General features: G+C 65.1%; 16 protein-coding genes and 1 tRNA gene. 13 read left to right on the top strand and 4 right to left on the bottom strand.

Going from position 1 to position 16,565, the window contains the following annotated elements:
• The first annotated feature begins 42 nt into the window (after positions 1-42).
• From aruF to JFY56_RS10725, 7 genes are all read left to right on the top strand, one after another.
• Positions 43-1,059: an arginine/ornithine succinyltransferase subunit alpha gene (gene aruF / locus JFY56_RS10755; RefSeq protein ID WP_208313643.1), complete on the top strand. Its 1,017-nt coding sequence runs from the start codon at positions 43-45 to the stop codon at positions 1,057-1,059.
• A gap of 11 nt (positions 1,060-1,070) precedes the next feature.
• Positions 1,071-2,093 carry an arginine N-succinyltransferase gene (gene astA, locus JFY56_RS10750; protein WP_208313642.1) on the top strand — a complete coding sequence of 341 codons (1,023 nt, stop codon included), beginning with the start codon at positions 1,071-1,073 and terminating at the stop codon, positions 2,091-2,093.
• A 25-nt stretch (positions 2,094-2,118) separates the two neighbouring features.
• Entirely contained in the window at positions 2,119-3,585 is a 1,467-nt protein-coding gene (gene astD, locus JFY56_RS10745) for a succinylglutamate-semialdehyde dehydrogenase (protein ID WP_208313641.1), read from the top strand.
• Entirely contained in the window at positions 3,582-4,928 is a 1,347-nt protein-coding gene (astB, locus tag JFY56_RS10740) for an N-succinylarginine dihydrolase (protein ID WP_208313640.1), read from the top strand. Before astD ends, astB begins: the two co-directional genes overlap by 4 nt.
• A gap of 8 nt (positions 4,929-4,936) precedes the next feature.
• Positions 4,937-5,218, top strand: coding sequence for a GTPase (locus JFY56_RS10735; RefSeq protein WP_208313639.1), 282 nt, complete (start codon positions 4,937-4,939; stop codon positions 5,216-5,218).
• A 51-nt stretch (positions 5,219-5,269) separates the two neighbouring features.
• Positions 5,270-6,268, top strand: a complete 999-nt coding sequence (gene astE / locus JFY56_RS10730; RefSeq protein WP_208313638.1) for a succinylglutamate desuccinylase — start codon at positions 5,270-5,272, stop codon at positions 6,266-6,268.
• Between the two features lie 512 nt (positions 6,269-6,780).
• Positions 6,781-7,632, top strand: coding sequence for a D-hexose-6-phosphate mutarotase (locus JFY56_RS10725; protein ID WP_208313637.1), 852 nt, complete (start codon positions 6,781-6,783; stop codon positions 7,630-7,632).
• Positions 7,633-7,930: 298 nt separating this feature from the next.
• Here the strand turns inward: JFY56_RS10725 and JFY56_RS10720 are convergent, their stop codons facing one another.
• The gene (locus JFY56_RS10720) at positions 7,931-8,788 is read right to left on the bottom strand and encodes a MurR/RpiR family transcriptional regulator (protein ID WP_208313636.1); all 858 of its coding nucleotides are present in this window, start codon (positions 8,786-8,788) and stop codon (positions 7,931-7,933) included.
• Between the two features lie 187 nt (positions 8,789-8,975).
• On the opposite strand from JFY56_RS10720, the gene zwf reads away from it, so the two are divergent.
• From zwf to JFY56_RS10705, 3 genes are read left to right on the top strand one after another with little or no spacing between them, the layout of a single operon-like run.
• Complete coding sequence (gene zwf / locus JFY56_RS10715; protein WP_208313635.1) at positions 8,976-10,445, top strand: glucose-6-phosphate dehydrogenase; 1,470 nt, start codon at positions 8,976-8,978, stop codon at positions 10,443-10,445.
• A complete protein-coding gene (gene pgl, locus JFY56_RS10710; RefSeq protein ID WP_208313634.1) occupies positions 10,432-11,148 on the top strand; it encodes a 6-phosphogluconolactonase in 717 nt (238 codons plus the stop codon). Before zwf ends, pgl begins: the two co-directional genes overlap by 14 nt.
• A 10-nt stretch (positions 11,149-11,158) precedes the next feature.
• Positions 11,159-11,812: a bifunctional 4-hydroxy-2-oxoglutarate aldolase/2-dehydro-3-deoxy-phosphogluconate aldolase gene (locus tag JFY56_RS10705; protein ID WP_208313633.1), complete on the top strand. Its 654-nt coding sequence runs from the start codon at positions 11,159-11,161 to the stop codon at positions 11,810-11,812.
• 175 nt (positions 11,813-11,987) lie between these two features.
• On the opposite strand, the gene bamE is transcribed toward JFY56_RS10705, so the two are convergent.
• Positions 11,988-12,497 carry an outer membrane protein assembly factor BamE domain-containing protein gene (gene bamE, locus JFY56_RS10700; protein ID WP_208313632.1) on the bottom strand — a complete coding sequence of 170 codons (510 nt, stop codon included), beginning with the start codon at positions 12,495-12,497 and terminating at the stop codon, positions 11,988-11,990.
• Between the two features lie 311 nt (positions 12,498-12,808).
• Between bamE and mgtE the strand changes: the two genes are divergently transcribed.
• Positions 12,809-14,251, top strand: a complete 1,443-nt coding sequence (gene mgtE, locus JFY56_RS10695; protein ID WP_208313631.1) for a magnesium transporter — start codon at positions 12,809-12,811, stop codon at positions 14,249-14,251.
• A gap of 107 nt (positions 14,252-14,358) precedes the next feature.
• Here mgtE and JFY56_RS10690 read toward each other — a convergent pair whose 3' ends face one another.
• Positions 14,359-14,691: an Arc family DNA-binding protein gene (locus tag JFY56_RS10690; RefSeq protein WP_208313630.1), complete on the bottom strand. Its 333-nt coding sequence runs from the start codon at positions 14,689-14,691 to the stop codon at positions 14,359-14,361.
• A gap of 425 nt (positions 14,692-15,116) precedes the next feature.
• On the opposite strand from JFY56_RS10690, the gene phnN reads away from it, so the two are divergent.
• Positions 15,117-15,677, top strand: a complete 561-nt coding sequence (phnN, locus tag JFY56_RS10685; protein ID WP_208313629.1) for a phosphonate metabolism protein/1,5-bisphosphokinase (PRPP-forming) PhnN — start codon at positions 15,117-15,119, stop codon at positions 15,675-15,677.
• Between the two features lie 4 nt (positions 15,678-15,681).
• On the opposite strand, the gene JFY56_RS10680 is transcribed toward phnN, so the two are convergent.
• Entirely contained in the window at positions 15,682-16,164 is a 483-nt protein-coding gene (locus JFY56_RS10680) for a GNAT family N-acetyltransferase (protein WP_208313628.1), read from the bottom strand.
• A gap of 102 nt (positions 16,165-16,266) precedes the next feature.
• On the opposite strand from JFY56_RS10680, the gene JFY56_RS10675 reads away from it, so the two are divergent.
• Positions 16,267-16,341, top strand: a tRNA-Arg gene (locus JFY56_RS10675).
• Positions 16,342-16,565 lie beyond the last annotated feature (224 nt).

Below are 16,565 nucleotides of genomic sequence, written 5' to 3'. Positions count from 1 at the left end.
GGAAGACCTTTCGATGATTTGTCTGGTTAGAGGAGTGACGCCATGCTGGTGATGCGCCCCGCCCAAACGGCCGACCTGCAGGAAGTGCAGCGTCTCGCCGCGGACAGCCCGGTAGGCGTCACGTCGCTGCCGGATGATGCGGCCGTGTTGAAGGAGAAGATTCTCGCCTCCGAGGCTTCGTTCGCCGCCGAGGTGAGTTTCAACGGCGAGGAAAGCTACTTCTTCGTCGTCGAGGACACTGCCACCGGCCGCCTGGTCGGCTGTTCGGCCATCGTCGCCTCGGCCGGTTTCTCCGAGCCGTTCTACAGCTTCCGCAACGAGACCTTCGTGCACGCCTCCCGCGAGCTGAAGATCCACAACAAGATCCACGTCCTCTCGCTGTGCCACGACCTCACCGGCAACAGCTTGCTGACCAGCTTCTACGTCGAGCGCGACCTGGTGAACACGCCGGTCGCCGAGCTCAACTCGCGCGGCCGCCTGCTGTTCATGGCCAGCCATCCGGAGCGCTTCGCCGACGCGGTGGTGGTGGAGATCGTCGGCTACAGCGACGAGCACGGCGAATCGGCGTTCTGGAATGCCGTCGGCCGCAATTTCTTCGACCTCAACTACACCGAGGCGGAGAAGCTTTCCGGCCTGAAGAGCCGCACCTTCCTCGCCGAGCTGATGCCGCACTACCCGATCTACGTGCCGCTGCTGCCGGACGAGGCGCAGGAAGCCATGGGCCAGGTCCACCCGCGCGCGCAGATCACCTTCGACATCCTGATGCGCGAAGGCTTCGAGACCGACAACTACATCGACATCTTCGATGGCGGCCCGACCCTGCACGCGCGTTCCTCGGGCATCCGTTCGATCGCCCAGAGCCGCCTGGTGCCGGTGCGCATCGGCGAGGTGACCAAGGGCACCCGCAGCTACCTGGTCACCAACGGCCAGTTGCAGGACTTCCGCGCCATCGTCGCAGAACTCGACTGGGTACCCGGCAAGCCGGTGACCCTTAGCCTTGAAGCCGCCGATGCCCTCGGCGTCGGCGAGGGCGCCAGCGTGCGCCTGATTGCGGTCTGAGGGGGCCCAGCATGATCGTTCGTCCCGTTACCAGCGCCGACCTGCCTGCCCTGCTCGACCTGGCGCGGAGCACCGGCACCGGCCTGACCACCCTGCCTGCCAACGAGAAGCGCCTGGCGCACAGGGTCGGCTGGGCGGAGAAGACCTTCCGCGGCGAAGCCGAGCGCGCCGACGCCGACTACCTGTTCGTGCTCGAAGACGATGATGGCAAGGTGGTGGGGATTTCCGCCATCGCCGGTGCCGTCGGCCTGCGCGAGCCCTGGTACAACTATCGCGTCGGCCTGGTCGTCAGCGCCTCGCAGGAGCTCGGCATCCACCGCGAGATTCCCACGCTGTTCCTCGCCAACGACCTCACCGGGCAGTCCGAGCTGTGCTCGCTGTTCCTCCACGCCGACCATCGCAGCGGTCTCAACGGTCGCCTGCTGTCGAAGGCGCGGATGCTGTTCATCGCCGAGTTCCGCGAGCTGTTCGGCGACAAGGTGATCGCCGAGATGCGCGGCATGTCCGATGAAGAGGGCCGTTCGCCGTTCTGGGAAAGCCTCGGCCGGCACTTCTTCAAGATGGAATTCAGCCAGGCCGACTACCTGACCGGCGTCGGCAACAAGGCCTTCATCGCCGAACTGATGCCGAAGTTCCCGCTGTACACCTGCTTCCTTTCCGAAGAGGCGCGGGCGGTGATCGGCCGGGTGCATCCGAATACCGAACCGGCGCTGGCGATGCTCAAGGCCGAAGGCTTCAGCTACCAGGGCTACGTCGACATCTTCGACGCCGGCCCGGCCATAGAGGCGCCGACCGACAAGATCCGCGCCATTGCCGACAGCCAGAACCTGGTGCTGGCCATCGGCACGCCGGGCGACGACGCCGAGCCCTACCTGATCCACAACCGCAAGCGCGAGGACTGCCGCATCACCGCGGCGCCGGCGCGGGTCGCCGCCGGTTCTCTGGTCGTCGATCCGCAGACCGCCAAGCGTCTGCGCCTGGCTGCCGGCGCCTCGGTGCGCGCGGTGCCGCTGTCCGCTGGAAAACGCAGCTGATCCCGTCAGGGAGCAGAGGAGCCTGATGATGTCGAGTTTGTATATCGCCGGTGAATGGCTGGCAGGTGAAGGTGAACTGCTGGAGTCGCTCGACCCGGTGAGCCAGGCTGTCGTCTGGTCCGGCCGCGCGGCTTCGCCGGCGCAGGTCGAGCGTGCCGTCGCCGCTGCTCGTGCCGCGTTCCCGGCCTGGGCGCGCCGCCCGCTGGAAGAGCGCATCGCTATCCTGGAGCTGTTCGCCGCGGCCCTGAAAGCCAAGGCCGACGTCCTGGCCCGCGCCATCGGCGAGGAAACCGGCAAGCCGCTGTGGGAAGCCGCCACCGAAGTGACCAGCATGGTCAACAAGGTCGCCATCTCGGTGCAGGCCCATCGCGAGCGCACCGGCGAGAAGAGCGGTCCGCTGGCCGACGCCACCGCCGTGTTGCGGCACAAGCCGCATGGTGTGGTCGCCGTGTTCGGCCCGTACAACTTCCCCGGCCACCTGCCCAACGGGCATATCGTCCCGGCGCTGCTGGCCGGCAACGCGGTGATCTTCAAGCCCAGCGAGCTGACCCCGAAAGTCGCCGAGCTGACCGTGCAGTGCTGGGCCGAAGCCGGCCTGCCGGCGGGCGTGCTCAACCTGGTCCAGGGCGCCCGCGACACCGGCGTCGCCCTGGCCGGTCATGCCGATATCGACGGACTGTTCTTCACCGGCTCCAGCCGCACCGGCAACCTGCTGCACAGCCAGTTCGGCGGCCAGCCGCAGAAGATCCTCGCGCTGGAGATGGGCGGCAACAACCCGCTGATCGTCGATCAGGTGCAGGACGTCGACGCGGCCGTCTACACCATCATCCAGTCCGCCTTCATTTCCGCCGGCCAGCGCTGCACCTGTGCCCGCCGCCTGCTGGTGCCCGCGGGTGCCTGGGGCGATGCGCTGCTGGCGCGCCTCGTGGCAGTAGCCGCAGGCATCAAGGTCGGCCGCTTCGACGAGCAGCCGGCGCCGTTCATGGGCTCGGTGATTTCCCTCGCCGCCGCCGAACACCTGCTCAAGGCACAGGAAAACCTGCTGGCCGGGGGCGCCGTGACTTTGCTGGCGATGACCCAGCCGCAGGCCGGCGCCGCACTGCTGACGCCGGGCATCCTCGACGTGACGGCCGTCGCCGGGCGTCCGGACGAAGAGTTCTTCGGCCCGCTGCTGCAGGTGATCCGCTACGCCAGCTTCGACGACGCAGTGCGCGAGGCCAACGCGACCCAGTACGGTCTGGCCGCCGGCCTGCTGTCGGATTCGCGTGAGCGTTTCGACGACTTCCTGATCGAAAGCCGCGCCGGCATCGTCAACTGGAACAAACAACTGACCGGTGCTGCCAGCAGCGCGCCGTTCGGCGGCATCGGCGCCTCCGGCAACCATCGCCCGAGCGCCTACTACGCCGCCGACTATTGCGCCTATCCGGTCGCCTCGCTGGAAAGCGAAACCCTCAGCCTGCCTGCCACTCTCAGTCCCGGTATCAGCCTATGAACGCCTATGAAGTGAATTTCGACGGTCTGGTCGGACCGACCCACAACTACGGCGGTCTGTCCTACGGCAACGTCGCCTCGCAGAGCAACAGCCAGGCGGCTTCCAATCCTCGGGAGGCCGCCAAGCAGGGCCTGGCGAAGATGAAGGCGCTGATGGAGATGGGCTTCAAGCAGGGCGTGCTGGCCCCGCAGGAGCGTCCGGATGTCGCCTCGCTGCGCGCACTGGGCTTCTCCGGTACGGATTCCGAGGTGATCGCCAGGGCGGCGAAGGAAGCCATGCCGCTGCTCGCCGCGGTCAGCTCCGCTTCCTGCATGTGGACAGCCAACGCCGCCACCGTCAGCCCCAGCGCGGATACCGCCGACGGTCGCGTGCACTTCACCGCGGCCAACCTGAACTGCAAGTTCCACCGCTCCATCGAGCATCCGGTCACCAGTCGCATCCTCCGCGCGATGTTCAAGGACGAGAAACATTTCGCCCACCACGCCGCGCTGCCGGCGGTGGCGCAGTTCGGTGACGAAGGCGCGGCCAACCATACACGCTTCTGCAAGAGCTACGGCGAGGCCGGCGTGGAGTTCTTCGTGTTCGGCCGTAGCGCCTTCGACAGCCGCTTCCCGGCGCCCCAGCGCTACCCGGCGCGGCAGACCCTGGAAGCCTGCCAGGCCGTGGCCCGCCTGCATGGACTGGGCGAGGAGGGCGTGGTCTACGCCCAGCAGAACCCGGCGGTGATCGACCAGGGCGTGTTCCACAACGACGTGATTTCCGTGGGCAACGGCGAGGTGCTGTTCCACCACGAGGACGCCTTCCTCGACACCGACCACGTGCTCGCCGAGCTGCATGACAAGCTGAGCCGCCGCAACGGCCGCTTCCGTGCGGTATGCGTGCCGCGCGACCAGGTCGCCGTGGAAGATGCGGTGAAGTCCTACCTGTTCAACAGCCAGCTGCTCAGCCGCGCCGATGGCTCGATGCTGCTGATCGTCCCGGAAGAGTGCCGGCAGAACGAGCGCGTGTGGAACTACCTGTCGCGCCTGACCGCCGAGGACGGCCCGATCCGCGAGGTGAAGGTGTTCGACCTCAAGCAGAGCATGCAGAACGGCGGCGGTCCGGCCTGCCTGCGCCTGCGCGTGGCGCTGAAGGACGACGAACTGGCCGCGGTTAACCCGGGCGTGATCATGACCCCGTCGCTGTACGACACGCTGGTCGCCTGGGTCGACAAGCATTACCGCGACCGCCTGTCCGAAGCCGACCTGGCCGACCCGCAGCTGCTGGTCGAGTGCCGCACGGCGCTGGATGAATTGAGCCAGATCCTTAAACTGGGCTCGGTTTATCCCTTCCAACGGAGTTGAGAACTGCCATGTCCGAAAGTCTCCCGCTGATCCTCGAAGACGCCCACGGTGAACGCCGTGAAACCCATAGCGCCCGTATCGCCATCCGTCTCGAAGGTCGCGAGCTGTGGCTGGAGGCCGATGGCAAGGGCAACCTGCTGATGTACGCCGAGTCCTTCGAAGAGGACACCGAAATCCCGGTTCTGGTGGTGCGCCCGCAGGCGGTCAACCAGCTCCTGCTGAGCCTGGAACTGGAACCCGCCGAAGTGCACGAACATGGTCCAGACTGTGGTTGTGACCATAATCATTGAACGCGGGAACCACGGTCGCACGCGGCCGCTTGGCTCGATGGAGGCGTCCGCATGCTAGCCCTCGGCAAACTGCTTGAACTGACTCTTGCCGGTCGCGAGCCGACCGAGAAAATCCAGCTCACCGCCGACGGCACGCGCCTGCACTGGCTGGCCGAGGGTGTGCTGGAAGTGACGCCGATCGGCGCCCGCGACAACGGTCGCGACCTGCTGCTGTCGGCGGGCATTCATGGCAACGAAACCGCCCCCATCGAACTGCTCGACCGCCTGCTGCAGCGCATCGCCCGTGGCGAGCTGAAGCCGGCGGCGCGCCTGCTGTTCCTCCTCGGCAACCCGGAGGCCATGCGCCGCGGCGAGCGTTATCTGGAGCAGGACATCAACCGCCTGTTCTGCGGCCGCCACCAGGACGGCAGCGGCAACGAGGCCCTGCGTGCCTCCGAACTGGAGCGCCTGGCCGCGTCGTTCTTCTCCCGTGCCGGACGCAGTCGTCTGCACTACGACCTGCACACGGCGATTCGTGGTTCGAAGATCGAGCAGTTCGCTCTCTATCCCTGGAGCGAAGGCCGCCAGCACTCCCGCGCCGAGTTGGAGCGACTGCGCGGCGCCGGGATCGATGCGGTGCTGCTGCAAAGCAAGCCGGGCATCACCTTCAGTTCCTATACCTACAGCCAGCTCGACGCCGAGGCCTTCACCCTGGAGCTGGGCAAGGCCCGGCCGTTCGGGCAGAACCAGGTGGTCAATCTCGATCGCCTGGAAGAGTGCCTGCGCACCCTGATCGCCGGCGAAGAGGCCGAAGTGGATGGCTCGCAGCTCGACGGCCTGCAGCTTTTCGCCGTCTCGCGGGAGGTGATCAAGCACAGCGACCACTTCCGCCTGCATCTCGACGACGCCGTCGACAACTTCACCGAACTGGCGCAGGGCTATCTGCTCGCCGAGGACATCGGCGGCACGCGCTGGGTGGTGGAAGAGCTGGGCGCGCGGATCATCTTCCCTAATCCGCGGGTGAAGAACGGCCTGCGCGCCGGAATCCTGGTAGTGCCCGTCGAGCTTTGAGGCGCCTGTAATTTGCTTGCGGCCCGCCCGTCTCTCCGGGGCGGGCCGTTTTTTTATGATTCATTCGTAACTACGTGGCTGGGCCGGAATTCGCGTAGGTTGGTGCTGAACGTAGTGAAGCCCAACGATGGCGATGTTGGGCTTCGCGTTGCTCAGCGCCAACCTACGGTAGGCATTGCAGCCCGCAGGGGGCCATGCCCGCGATTCGCGCCCATGGGGCGCTCCTACATACACTCCCGATGCATGCGAGTCCGGTAGGGCGGGTGCAACCCGCCAATCCCGATGTGCCATGGCGGGTTGCACCCGCCCTACGGAATGGGAACTCCAAGAACCTTTTTATTGGTCCCGCGCGGCGGTGCGGAAAGCCCGGAATCCACGGAGTGAATGGCGAAAGTGCCAGTGTTTCAGGCATTTCAGGATAGAATATGGGCCTTTTCCATCGGATGTAGTAAAACTACACGATGTCATGCCCCGGAATGTCCGGGAAGGGATTGGATTCAGGACATTCGGACATGCTTTCGCATCCGCTTCTGCGTTTCTTTCATTCCATGCGGGCCAAGCGGCCATTCGACTGGGTACGTTTCCAGCGTCGCGACCTGCTGCTCATCGATCACCCGATGTGCCAGGCGGTGTTCTGCCGTCGCGGCGCACAGCTCCTGCATTTCCAACCCCAGGGCGAACGCCCGCTGCTGTGGTGCGCGGCCGACTGGCCGAGCCTGAGCACGGCGCCGATCCGTGGCGGGATTCCGGTCTGCTGGCCGTGGTTCGGCAGCCATCCCACCGAAAGCGGCTGGCCGCAGCACGGCTGGGCGCGCGAGCGCGAATGGCGCCTGGTGGAGGCGTACGCCGATGAAAGCCGGGTGACGGTAAGCTGGCAGCTGGATATCGAGGACTGGCACATCCGCCTGGATGCGCGCCTTGGCCAGACCCTGGAAATGGAGTTGTGCAGCTACCACGAGGATGACGGCGACTGCCTGTTCAGCTTCGCCCTGCAGCCGTACTGGCGGGTTGGGGCGTTGCGCCGGGTAGTGGTGCACGGTATGGAACTGGAAGGCGCCCGTAGCCAGCCGGGTGCTTCGCGGATTCCCGGCACCTGGAAGCCGAGCGGGGCGATCAAGCAGGTGCTTTACCACCCGGGCTCGCTGGTGCTGGAGGACGCCGGCTGGCAGCGGCGCCTGCGTATCGACAAGAACGCCAGCGCCGGCAGCGTCATCTGGCATCCCGGCAGCCGCTCGGTGACCCAGATTGAGCCGGGAGAGGCGGAGCGCTTCCTCTGCATCGGCGCCGCCGGCTACCGCCCGGGCGGGCTGATCCTCGCTCCGGGAGAGCGCATGCGCCTGAGCCTGCGCGCGGGGCTTGTGTAACACCTGCCGACTATCAAGGCTCTTGGCGCGGCTGTAGGAGCGAGCTCTGCTCGCGAACACCGGCAACACAAAAGCTTCGCGAGCAGAGCTCGCTCCTACAGGTGCATACCAAGCCGTAACTGTCTTGCATCCTACATAACTACGTGGCTGGGCCAGAACTCGCGTAGGTTGGTGCTGAACGCAGTGAAGCCCAACGATGGCGGTGTTGGGCTTCGCGTTGCTCAGCGCCAACCTACGGTGGGTTTTGCAGCCCGTAGGGCCATGCCCGCGAATCGCACGCATGGCGTGCCCCTGCGTTTCAACCTTCCTCGTCGAGCTGGTAGCGCGTCGGCACCAGGCTCTCCTTGATCCTGCGCAGATGCGGCTGGAAGTCCACGCCGCGGCGCAGGGTGACGCCGGTCGCCAGCACGTCGAGCACCGTCAGCTGGATGATCCGCGAGGTCATCGGCATGTAGATGTCGGTGTCTTCCGGCAGCGGGATATCCAGCGTCAGCGTGCAGGCCTTGGCCAGCGGTGAGCCGGCGGCGGTCAGGCCGAGCACCGAGGCGCCGTTTTCCCGCGCCAGGTGCGCCACGTCCACCAGTTCGCGGGTGCGGCCGGTGTAGGAAATCACCACGAAGAGATCGCCGGTGTGCGCCACCGAGGCGATCATCCGCTGCATCAGTACGTCGCTGTGCGCCGAGACCGCCAGGTTGAAGCGGAAGAACTTGTGCTGCGCGTCCAGCGCCACCGAGCTGGATGCGCCGAGACCGAAGAAGTGGATCTGCCGGGCCTGGATCAGCAGGTCCACGGCGCGGTCGATGGCGCGCGGGTCGAGCAGCTTGTGGGCGCTGTCCAGCGAGGCGATGGTGCTGCTGAAGATCTTCCGCGAGTAGGCTTCGGGGCCGTCGTCCTCGGCTACTGCCTGGGCGACGAAGGCGGCACCGCTGGCCAGGCTCTGCGCCAGTTGGATCTTCAGTTCCGGATAGCCGCTCATGCCGAACGAGCGGCAGAAGCGGTTCACCGTCGGCTCGCTGACGGCAGACGCCTGGGCCAGCGCGGCGATGCTGAAGCGCGTGGCCTGCTGCGGGTTCTGCAGTATCACTTCGGCGACCTTGCGTTCGGCCTTGTTCAGCTCGTCCAGGCGGGACTGCAACTGCTCCAGCAGGTTCTTCATCCGGGCTCCTAAGCATTCGATCGGCTTGGCCATTGGGCTCGGCCAGCGGCGCTATCCTAACTTCAGGACGGCAGGCGACCAACTGCGCAGCGTTTTGCGGAAAAATATGTTGTTTTATTACTACATATTTGTCTTAATTGCGCTGTTGATGGCCTAATATCTCTCAATATTTGGTTGGTAACAACAAATGCCTGATGTCCGAGTCCTGCCTTGCATCCTTGCCCTGTTCGGCGCCCTGGGCGATCTCGCCCTGCGCAAGCTGGTTCCGGCGCTGTACCAGCTCGATCGTGAAGGCCTGCTGCATCCCGACACCCGCATTCTCGCCCTGGCCCGCCACAGCGATGGCGAGGGCGATCCGCTGGCGGTGATCGAAAAGCGCCTGCGCCACGCGGTGCCGGCGAACGAGTGGAACGATGCGGTGTGGAACCGCTTCCACGCACGGCTCGGCTTCATCGCCATGGATTTCCTCGATGCGCGTTCCTATGCGGATCTGCGCGATGCGGTCACGGGCGACTTGCCGCTGGTGGCCTATTTCGCCACGCCGGCCTCGGTGTTCGGCGGGATCTGCGAAAACCTCGCCGCCGTCGGGCTGGCCGAGCGCACCCGGGTAGTGCTGGAGAAGCCCATCGGTCACGATCTGGAGTCGTCCCGCGCGGTGAACGAGGCGGTGGCGTGCGTCTTCCCGGAAAACCGCATCTATCGGATCGACCATTACCTGGGCAAGGAGACGGTGCAGAACCTGATCGCCCTGCGCTTCGCCAACAGCCTGTTCGAAACGCAGTGGAACCAGAACCACATCTCCCACGTCGAGATCACCGTGGCGGAAAAGGTCGGCATCGAAGGGCGCTGGGGCTACTTCGACCAGGCCGGCCAATTGCGCGACATGGTGCAGAACCACCTGCTGCAACTGCTCTGCCTGATCGCCATGGACCCGCCGAGCGACCTCTCCGCGGACAGCATCCGCGACGAGAAGGTGAAGGTGTTGCGTGCGCTCGAACCGATTCCGCCGGAGCAACTGGCGACGCGCGTGGTGCGCGGTCAGTACACCGCCGGTTTCAGCAAAGGCAAGCCGGTGCCGGGCTACCTGGAGGAAGAGCACGCCAATCGCGACAGCGACGCGGAGACCTTCGTCGCCCTGCGCGTGGACATCCGCAACTGGCGCTGGTCCGGCGTGCCGTTCTACCTGCGTACCGGCAAGCGCATGCCGCAGAAGCTGTCGCAGATCGTCATCCACTTCAAGGAACCGCCGCACTACATCTTCGCCCCCGAGCAGCGTGCGCTGATCAGCAACCGCCTGATCATCCGCCTGCAGCCGGACGAGGGCATCTCCCTGCAGGTGATGACCAAGGACCAGGGGCTCGGCAAGGGCATGCAGCTGCGCACCGGTCCGTTGCAGCTGAATTTCTCCGAGACCTTCCAGACCGCACGGGTGCCGGACGCTTACGAGCGTCTGCTGCTGGAAGTGATGCAGGGCAACCAGTACCTGTTCGTGCGCAAGGACGAGGTGGAGTTCGCCTGGAAGTGGTGCGATCACCTGATCGCCGGCTGGCAGCGTCTTGGCGACTCGCCCAAGCCGTATCCGGCGGGCAGCTGGGGGCCGCAGGCGGCCGTGGCGCTGATCGCGCGTGATGGGAGGGACTGGTATGGCGATCACTGATCTGCAACTTCCGGCCGGTGTCGGCTGGAACGAATGGGAAAACGCCGCCGCCCAGGCGAGCGGCCTGGCCGGCGTCGTCGCCGGGCATCTGCGCACGGCGCTGGCCGAGCGGGGCACGGCGCTGCTGGTGGTGTCCGGTGGCCGCAGTCCGGTGGCATTCCTCGAAGCGCTGAGCGTCGAGGAACTGGACTGGTCGCGGGTGTGCGTCAGCCTGGCCGACGAGCGCTGGGTGCCGGAGTCGCATCCGGACAGCAACGCCGGGCTGGTGCGTCGTCATCTGCTGCGCGGTACGGCATCCGGCGCGCGCTTCATCGGCCTGTACCAGCCGGCGGCAAGCCTCGACGAAGCAGCCGAGGCGGCCGACCGCTACCTGCACGAACTGCCGCTGCCGATCGATGTGCTGGTGCTCGGTATGGGCGACGACGGTCATACCGCCTCGCTGTTCCCGGACAGCCCCGGCCTGCGCGAAGCGCTCGATCCGGCCAGCGAGCGCCGCTGCCTGCCGATGTGGGCGCCGGGTGTGCCGCGTCAACGGCTGACCCTGAGCCGTGCGCTGCTGGCTTCGGCCCGCGTGCAATTGCTGGCCATCCAGGGCGACGCCAAGCTGACCACCCTGAAGGCCGCGCTTGCCGTGGAGCAGGAGCAGTCGATGCCGGTGCGTGCCTTCCTTCGTTCTCCCTTGTCCATCCATTGGTGCCCTTGAGTCGCAAAACATGATCAGCCTTGAACAGAAGACCCAGCGAATCGACGACATCTGCCGGCGTGCGCGAATCCTTCCGGTGATCACCATCGAGCGCGAGGCGGACATCCTGCCGATGGCCGATGCTCTGGCCGCAGGCGGCCTCGATACGCTGGAAATCACCCTGCGCACCAGCCTCGGCCTGACCGCGATCCGCATCCTGGCCGAACAGCGCCCGCAACTGATCGTCGGCGCCGGAACCGTCGTCGATCCGAACACCTTCCGGCAGGCGGAGGAGGCGGGTGCGCAGTTCGTCGTCACGCCGGGCTGCACCGAGGAATTGCTGAAGTACGCGCTGGAAAGCGAAGTGCCGCTGTTGCCCGGGGTGGCGACGGCTTCCGAGATCATGCTCGGCTACCGACTGCGCTACCGTCGCTTCAAGCTGTTCCCGGCCAAGGTCTGTGGTGGTCCGGAGGCTTTGAAGGCTTTTGCCGGTCCTTTCCCGGATGTGCGTTTCTGCCCGACTGGCGGAGTCGGTCCGGACAATCTGAATGACTACTACCGGCTGCCGAACGTGATGTGCGTCGGTGGCAGCTGGATGCTGCCCAAGGCGCTCATCGACGCCGGCGACTGGGCGGCCATCGAGCGCCTGAGTCGCGAAGCGGTGGAACTGCTCGCGAGCAAATGACCACACTGAGCTGTCCCTGTTTTGGACGAGCCCGGCCTTCGCGCCGGGCTTTTTTTTATTTCACGGAGCGACGTAGGTTGGTGCTGAGCTTGCGAAGCCCAACATCTGGCGGGAATGAAACGTTGGGCTTCGCGGGCTCAGCCCAACCTACGCGCAGATTGCGCGGGCGTGAACCCTATTTCTTGCCTCGCACACAACCGTTCTCGTCGAAGCTCACGGTGCGTGCGCCGTGGTTGTGGTCGGCCTTGTACTGGTAGCGCACCTGTCCGTTCTGCTGGCTGATGCGCTCGGGCTTGCCCAGCGTGCTCTCGACATCGGCGCGGGTCATGCCGGTCTTGATCCGGCCTTCGATCATGGCTTTCCGGCGTTCGCTGCCGGTGACGCGGTTGCCGCAACCATCCTGCCGTTCACCGACCACCGTGAGCGATTCGGCTTCCCTGTTCGAGTCACCGTGCTGTTTGCGCTCCCTGTGCCGGGCTTCGGGATTGGCCAGCGGTACGGGATCGTCGCTTCCGGGAGTGGGGTTGTAGGCATCCTGCAGCGACTGGCTCTGGTCCGTCGCGCAACCATGCTGGCTGTAGGTGATGCGTCCGCCGGCGGCTTCGCAGCGGAACACGGTGGTGGCTTCGCACAGTGGCAGGTAGAGGAGGGCGAAGAGGATCGAGAAGGGAACCGGCGAGCGCATGGGCAGTCCTTTCCTGTATGGGATTCGGCGCAGCCTAGAGGTGGGCGTCGTGATCCGGCTCCGGATGTTCTGCGGGAATGTTCCGCAGAATGGACTGACTGTGAACTTTGCAATGCAAGCGGTTGTTCTATCCTGATTTTGTAACGCGCACGGCGCCCCGGAGTGTTATCATTTGCGAGATCAGCCCCGCTTGGGCGCATGGGACACAACCATGGACATACCCAGTAGTTACTCAGAACCTCGATTGCGTAAACACGACCTGATGTACTGATCCCCAGCGGCGCGCTCTGCCACTGGGGGTGGAGCGTGCTATGACCGAAGTAGAAGCCAAAAAACCGCAGGAAAGCCTGCAGGACCGCCTCAGCCAGGTGGTCGACCTGCTGCAGAAGCATCGGCTGGTAGAAGACCTGACCCACCGTCAGGAAGGCCAGCACCACGACCTGGTAGAGAACCTGGTCCACCGGCAGAACCTCGCCGAACTGCAGCGCAAGCTCGACGAGCTGCACCCCGCCGACATCGCCCACATCCTCGAGTCCCTGCCGCTGGACGACCGCATGACGGTCTGGCAGCTGGTCAAGGCCGAGCGCGACGGCGACATCCTCCTCGAAGTATCCGACGCGGTGCGCGAGACCCTGATCGCCGACATGGACGATCACGAGATTCTCGCCGCGGCCAAGGAAATGGACGCCGACGAACTCGCCGACCTGGCTCCGGAACTGCCGCGCGACGTCGTCCACGAACTGATGGAAACGCTCGATGCGCAACAGCGCGAGCGCGTGCGTTCGGCGCTGTCCTACGAAGAGGATCAGGTCGGCGCGCTGATGGACTTCGAGATGGTCACCATCCGCGACGACGTCAGCCTGGAAGTGGTGCTGCGCTACCTGCGCCGGCTGAAGGAACTGCCCGGCCACACCGACAAGCTGTTCGTGGTCGACTACGACGGCATCCTCAAGGGCGTGCTGCCGATCAAGCGCCTGCTGGTCAACGACCCGGACAAGCAGGTGGCCGAAGTGATGGCTACCGACCCGGTGACCTTCGACCCCGACGAGGACGGTAACGACGCCGCCCAGGCGTTCGAGCGCTACGACCTGATTTCCGCGCCGGTGGTGGACAAGAACGGCAAGCTGATCGGCCGTCTGACCATCGACGAGATGGTCGACCTCATCCGTGAGGAGAGCGAGGCGGAAGTGCTGAGCATGGCCGGTCTGCGCGAGGAGGAAGACATCTTCGCCTCGGTGTGGAAATCCGTGGGCAACCGCTGGGCCTGGCTGGCCACCAACCTGGTCACTGCCTTCGTCGCCTCGCGGGTCATCGGCCTGTTCGAAGGCTCCATCGAGAAGCTGGTAGCGCTGGCGGCGCTGATGCCGATCGTGGCGGGCATCGGCGGCAACTCGGGCAACCAGACCATCACCATGATCGTCCGCGGCATGGCGCTGGACCAGGTGCAGCTCAGCAGCGGCGGCCGTCTGCTGCGCAAGGAGCTCGGAGTGGCGCTGGTGAACGGCATCGTCTGGGGCGGGGTGATCGGTGTGGTCGCCTACTACCTGTACGGCAACTGGGAGCTGGGCGCGGTGATGACCGCGGCGATGACGCTGAACCTGCTGCTGGCGGCGCTGATGGGCGTGCTCATCCCGATGACCCTGCAGCGCCTCGGGCGCGATCCGGCGATGGGCTCCAGCGTGATGATCACGGCGATGACGGACAGCGGCGGCTTCTTCATCTTCCTCGGTCTGGCGACCTTGTTCCTGATGTAGGCATCCGCGCCGCGTCGAAAGAAAAACCGCCTGCGGGCGGTTTTCTGTTTTCTGGAGAGAGAAACGAAAAAGCCGGCGAGATGCCGGCTTTCAAGGTCCGTCGGAACTCAGGCGTCGTTCTGCGCCAGTTCCGCATCGTGGGCGATGAGGGCGATCAGCGCATTCTGCTGGCGGTGGGTCAGCTGGCGGAAGCGTTGTACCAGTTCATGTTCGTGCGGGCTCAGGTCTGCGCTGTCCAGGCGCAGGCCGATGCTGTCCTGGAAGGCTCCTTCGCGGAGCAGGCTTTGCTCCAGACGGGCGATGATTTCAGAGTTCATGCTGCGGTGATGGCTGCGGGCGACATCGGCGATACGTTCACGCATGCCTTCGGGCAGGCGAACGACGAATTTGTCGGCAGTACGGCTGGAGTAGGTGGGGGTTGCCTGTTTCAATGGGCGCATACATTAAAACCTTTCAGTCGGAAAGAACGATGCCGGGAATCGATGGGTCTGGCGCTTTGACAGCTACTTCCATCGAATGTTCAGCGCAGGATTCTGATTTTTGTTTTTCCTGGCTTTACCTTGCCCGCATCCTAGACGCTATTCTCGGCTGGATGGAGGCTAATTGCCAGCAGTCTCCTGCTGAAACCGGATCGGCTCGACAGAACTTTTTTTCAGCGGTTCCAGTCTTTTAATGCCGATTTGTCGAAGCGTAGTCAAAGAATCGCTGTTGCGAATTGATTGCATTTGAATTTTCCGATTTCCTCAACTTTTATCTTCCCGACAGGTCGCAATACCTGGACGGGTTGTTTCGTGCAAACTCCACCGATGACCGACGTCGCGCTCCCCACCTCGTACCGACGTAGTGCTACCTGAAAGAGAATGTGATGAGCGGCAGACTGATTTATCTGATGGGCCCTTCGGGCTCCGGCAAGGACAGCCTCCTGCTGGCGGCGCGCGACGCACTGGCCGCACGCGGCTGCCGGATCGCCCGGCGCGTGGTTACCCGTTCGAAGAAAGCCGATGGCGAAGATGCGCACGCGGTTTCGGAAACGGAATTCGCGGCACTGGAGCAGGCGAACGGTTTTGCCATGAGCTGGCGCGCCCATGGCCTCAGCTATGGCATTCCGCGGATCATCGACCAGTGGCTGGCCGAGGGATACGACGTGCTGGTCAACGGCTCGCGCGCCTATCTGCGCGAAGCGCGACGTCTCTATCCTGAGTTGCTCGGGCTGCTGCTGACGGTGTCGCCGGATATCCTGCGGCAGCGCTTGCTGCAGCGCGGCCGGGAGAGCCTGGCGGAGATCGACGCGCGCCTGGCGCGCAATGCCGCGTTCGCCCGCGGGCTGGACGGCTCGGTGGTGATGCTGGACAACTCCGCCAGCCTGGATTGCACCGTCGGCCGCCTGTTGACCCTGCTCGACACGGATGCCTGCGTCGCCGGCTGAACCTTCAGTCGAGCTTCAGCGACAGACTGACGCCGTGCGGCGCGAAGCCCAGTGCGGCGTAGAAGCGCTGCGCCGTTTCGCGATCCTGATGGCTGGACAGCGCCAGCTTGTAGCAGCCCCAGTGGCGAGCCTGTTCCACCGCATGGCCGATCAGCGCCTGGCCGATGCCCTGGCCGCGGGCGCGGCTATCCACCACCATATCCTCGAGAATCGCCGAGCGCGCGAAGTTATGGGCGATGTGCTCGATCAGGTGCAGCGTGCAGGTGCCCAGCAGACTGCCATCGCGTTCGGCCACCAGCGTCACCTGCATGGGGTTCTGCAGGCGCAGTCGCTGTTTCAGGACGCCCGGGTCCGGCACGGGATCGTCCGCGCCCAATTGCTGCAGCAACTGCGCAAGCGCGGTCGCGTCGCGCGGGCTGGCGGTGCGCACGTCGAAGGTGGCGAACGGCGAATCGGGGAGAGAGGCGGAGTGGGCTGTCCGGTTCATGGCATGGCTCCTGGGTGGCCGGAAAATAATGCCGGCGGCAGGTGGCAGTGGCATGACAAATCGACCAGCGCTGGTTAACATGCGCACCCGCCAGGCGGCAACGTCCCCATAGTTCAAGGGATAGAATAAGCCCCTCCTAAGGGCTAGATACTGGTTCGAATCCAGTTGGGGACGCCATCCCGCCGCCAGGACCGACTTCCGCTTTCCTCCCCGCGTCGCATCTCCCTCCGCTATCACTGCCGAGCCAGCCGGGCATCGATCGGCGAACTATCCTTTCGAATGCACTGGCCGAGATGCCTGTCGAGCAGCCGAGTATGGAGCGCCAGTGCGCATTTCAGCTGGCCGCGTCAGCGGCCTCCGAATCGATGCATGCGGGCCGTTGCACCCGCAGCGCCATCCAC

The organism is Pseudomonas schmalbachii (assembly GCF_017589465.1).
GTDB lineage: Bacteria > Pseudomonadota > Gammaproteobacteria > Pseudomonadales > Pseudomonadaceae > Pseudomonas > Pseudomonas schmalbachii.
The sequence above is the reverse complement of the archived record's forward strand: the minus strand, read 5'-3'. Positions and strand labels throughout refer to the sequence as shown.

What these genes read in the sequence shown, in the direction of transcription:
- bamE (WP_208313632.1), bottom strand. Translation starts at nt 12,497, where the DNA reads ATGCGCTCGCCGGTTCCCTTCTCGATCCTCTTCGCCCTCCTCTACCTG.
- pgl (WP_208313634.1), top strand. Translation starts at nt 10,432, where the DNA reads ATGGCGATCACTGATCTGCAACTTCCGGCCGGTGTCGGCTGGAACGAA.
- phnN (WP_208313629.1), top strand. Translation starts at nt 15,117, where the DNA reads ATGAGCGGCAGACTGATTTATCTGATGGGCCCTTCGGGCTCCGGCAAG.
- JFY56_RS10720 (WP_208313636.1), bottom strand. Translation starts at nt 8,788, where the DNA reads ATGAAGAACCTGCTGGAGCAGTTGCAGTCCCGCCTGGACGAGCTGAAC.
- JFY56_RS10705 (WP_208313633.1), top strand. Translation starts at nt 11,159, where the DNA reads ATGATCAGCCTTGAACAGAAGACCCAGCGAATCGACGACATCTGCCGG.
- zwf (WP_208313635.1), top strand. Translation starts at nt 8,976, where the DNA reads ATGCCTGATGTCCGAGTCCTGCCTTGCATCCTTGCCCTGTTCGGCGCC.
- JFY56_RS10725 (WP_208313637.1), top strand. Translation starts at nt 6,781, where the DNA reads ATGCTTTCGCATCCGCTTCTGCGTTTCTTTCATTCCATGCGGGCCAAG.
- astD (WP_208313641.1), top strand. Translation starts at nt 2,119, where the DNA reads ATGATGTCGAGTTTGTATATCGCCGGTGAATGGCTGGCAGGTGAAGGT.
- astB (WP_208313640.1), top strand. Translation starts at nt 3,582, where the DNA reads ATGAACGCCTATGAAGTGAATTTCGACGGTCTGGTCGGACCGACCCAC.
- astE (WP_208313638.1), top strand. Translation starts at nt 5,270, where the DNA reads ATGCTAGCCCTCGGCAAACTGCTTGAACTGACTCTTGCCGGTCGCGAG.
- JFY56_RS10735 (WP_208313639.1), top strand. Translation starts at nt 4,937, where the DNA reads ATGTCCGAAAGTCTCCCGCTGATCCTCGAAGACGCCCACGGTGAACGC.
- mgtE (WP_208313631.1), top strand. Translation starts at nt 12,809, where the DNA reads ATGACCGAAGTAGAAGCCAAAAAACCGCAGGAAAGCCTGCAGGACCGC.
- astA (WP_208313642.1), top strand. Translation starts at nt 1,071, where the DNA reads ATGATCGTTCGTCCCGTTACCAGCGCCGACCTGCCTGCCCTGCTCGAC.
- JFY56_RS10690 (WP_208313630.1), bottom strand. Translation starts at nt 14,691, where the DNA reads ATGCGCCCATTGAAACAGGCAACCCCCACCTACTCCAGCCGTACTGCC.
- JFY56_RS10680 (WP_208313628.1), bottom strand. Translation starts at nt 16,164, where the DNA reads ATGAACCGGACAGCCCACTCCGCCTCTCTCCCCGATTCGCCGTTCGCC.
- aruF (WP_208313643.1), top strand. Translation starts at nt 43, where the DNA reads ATGCTGGTGATGCGCCCCGCCCAAACGGCCGACCTGCAGGAAGTGCAG.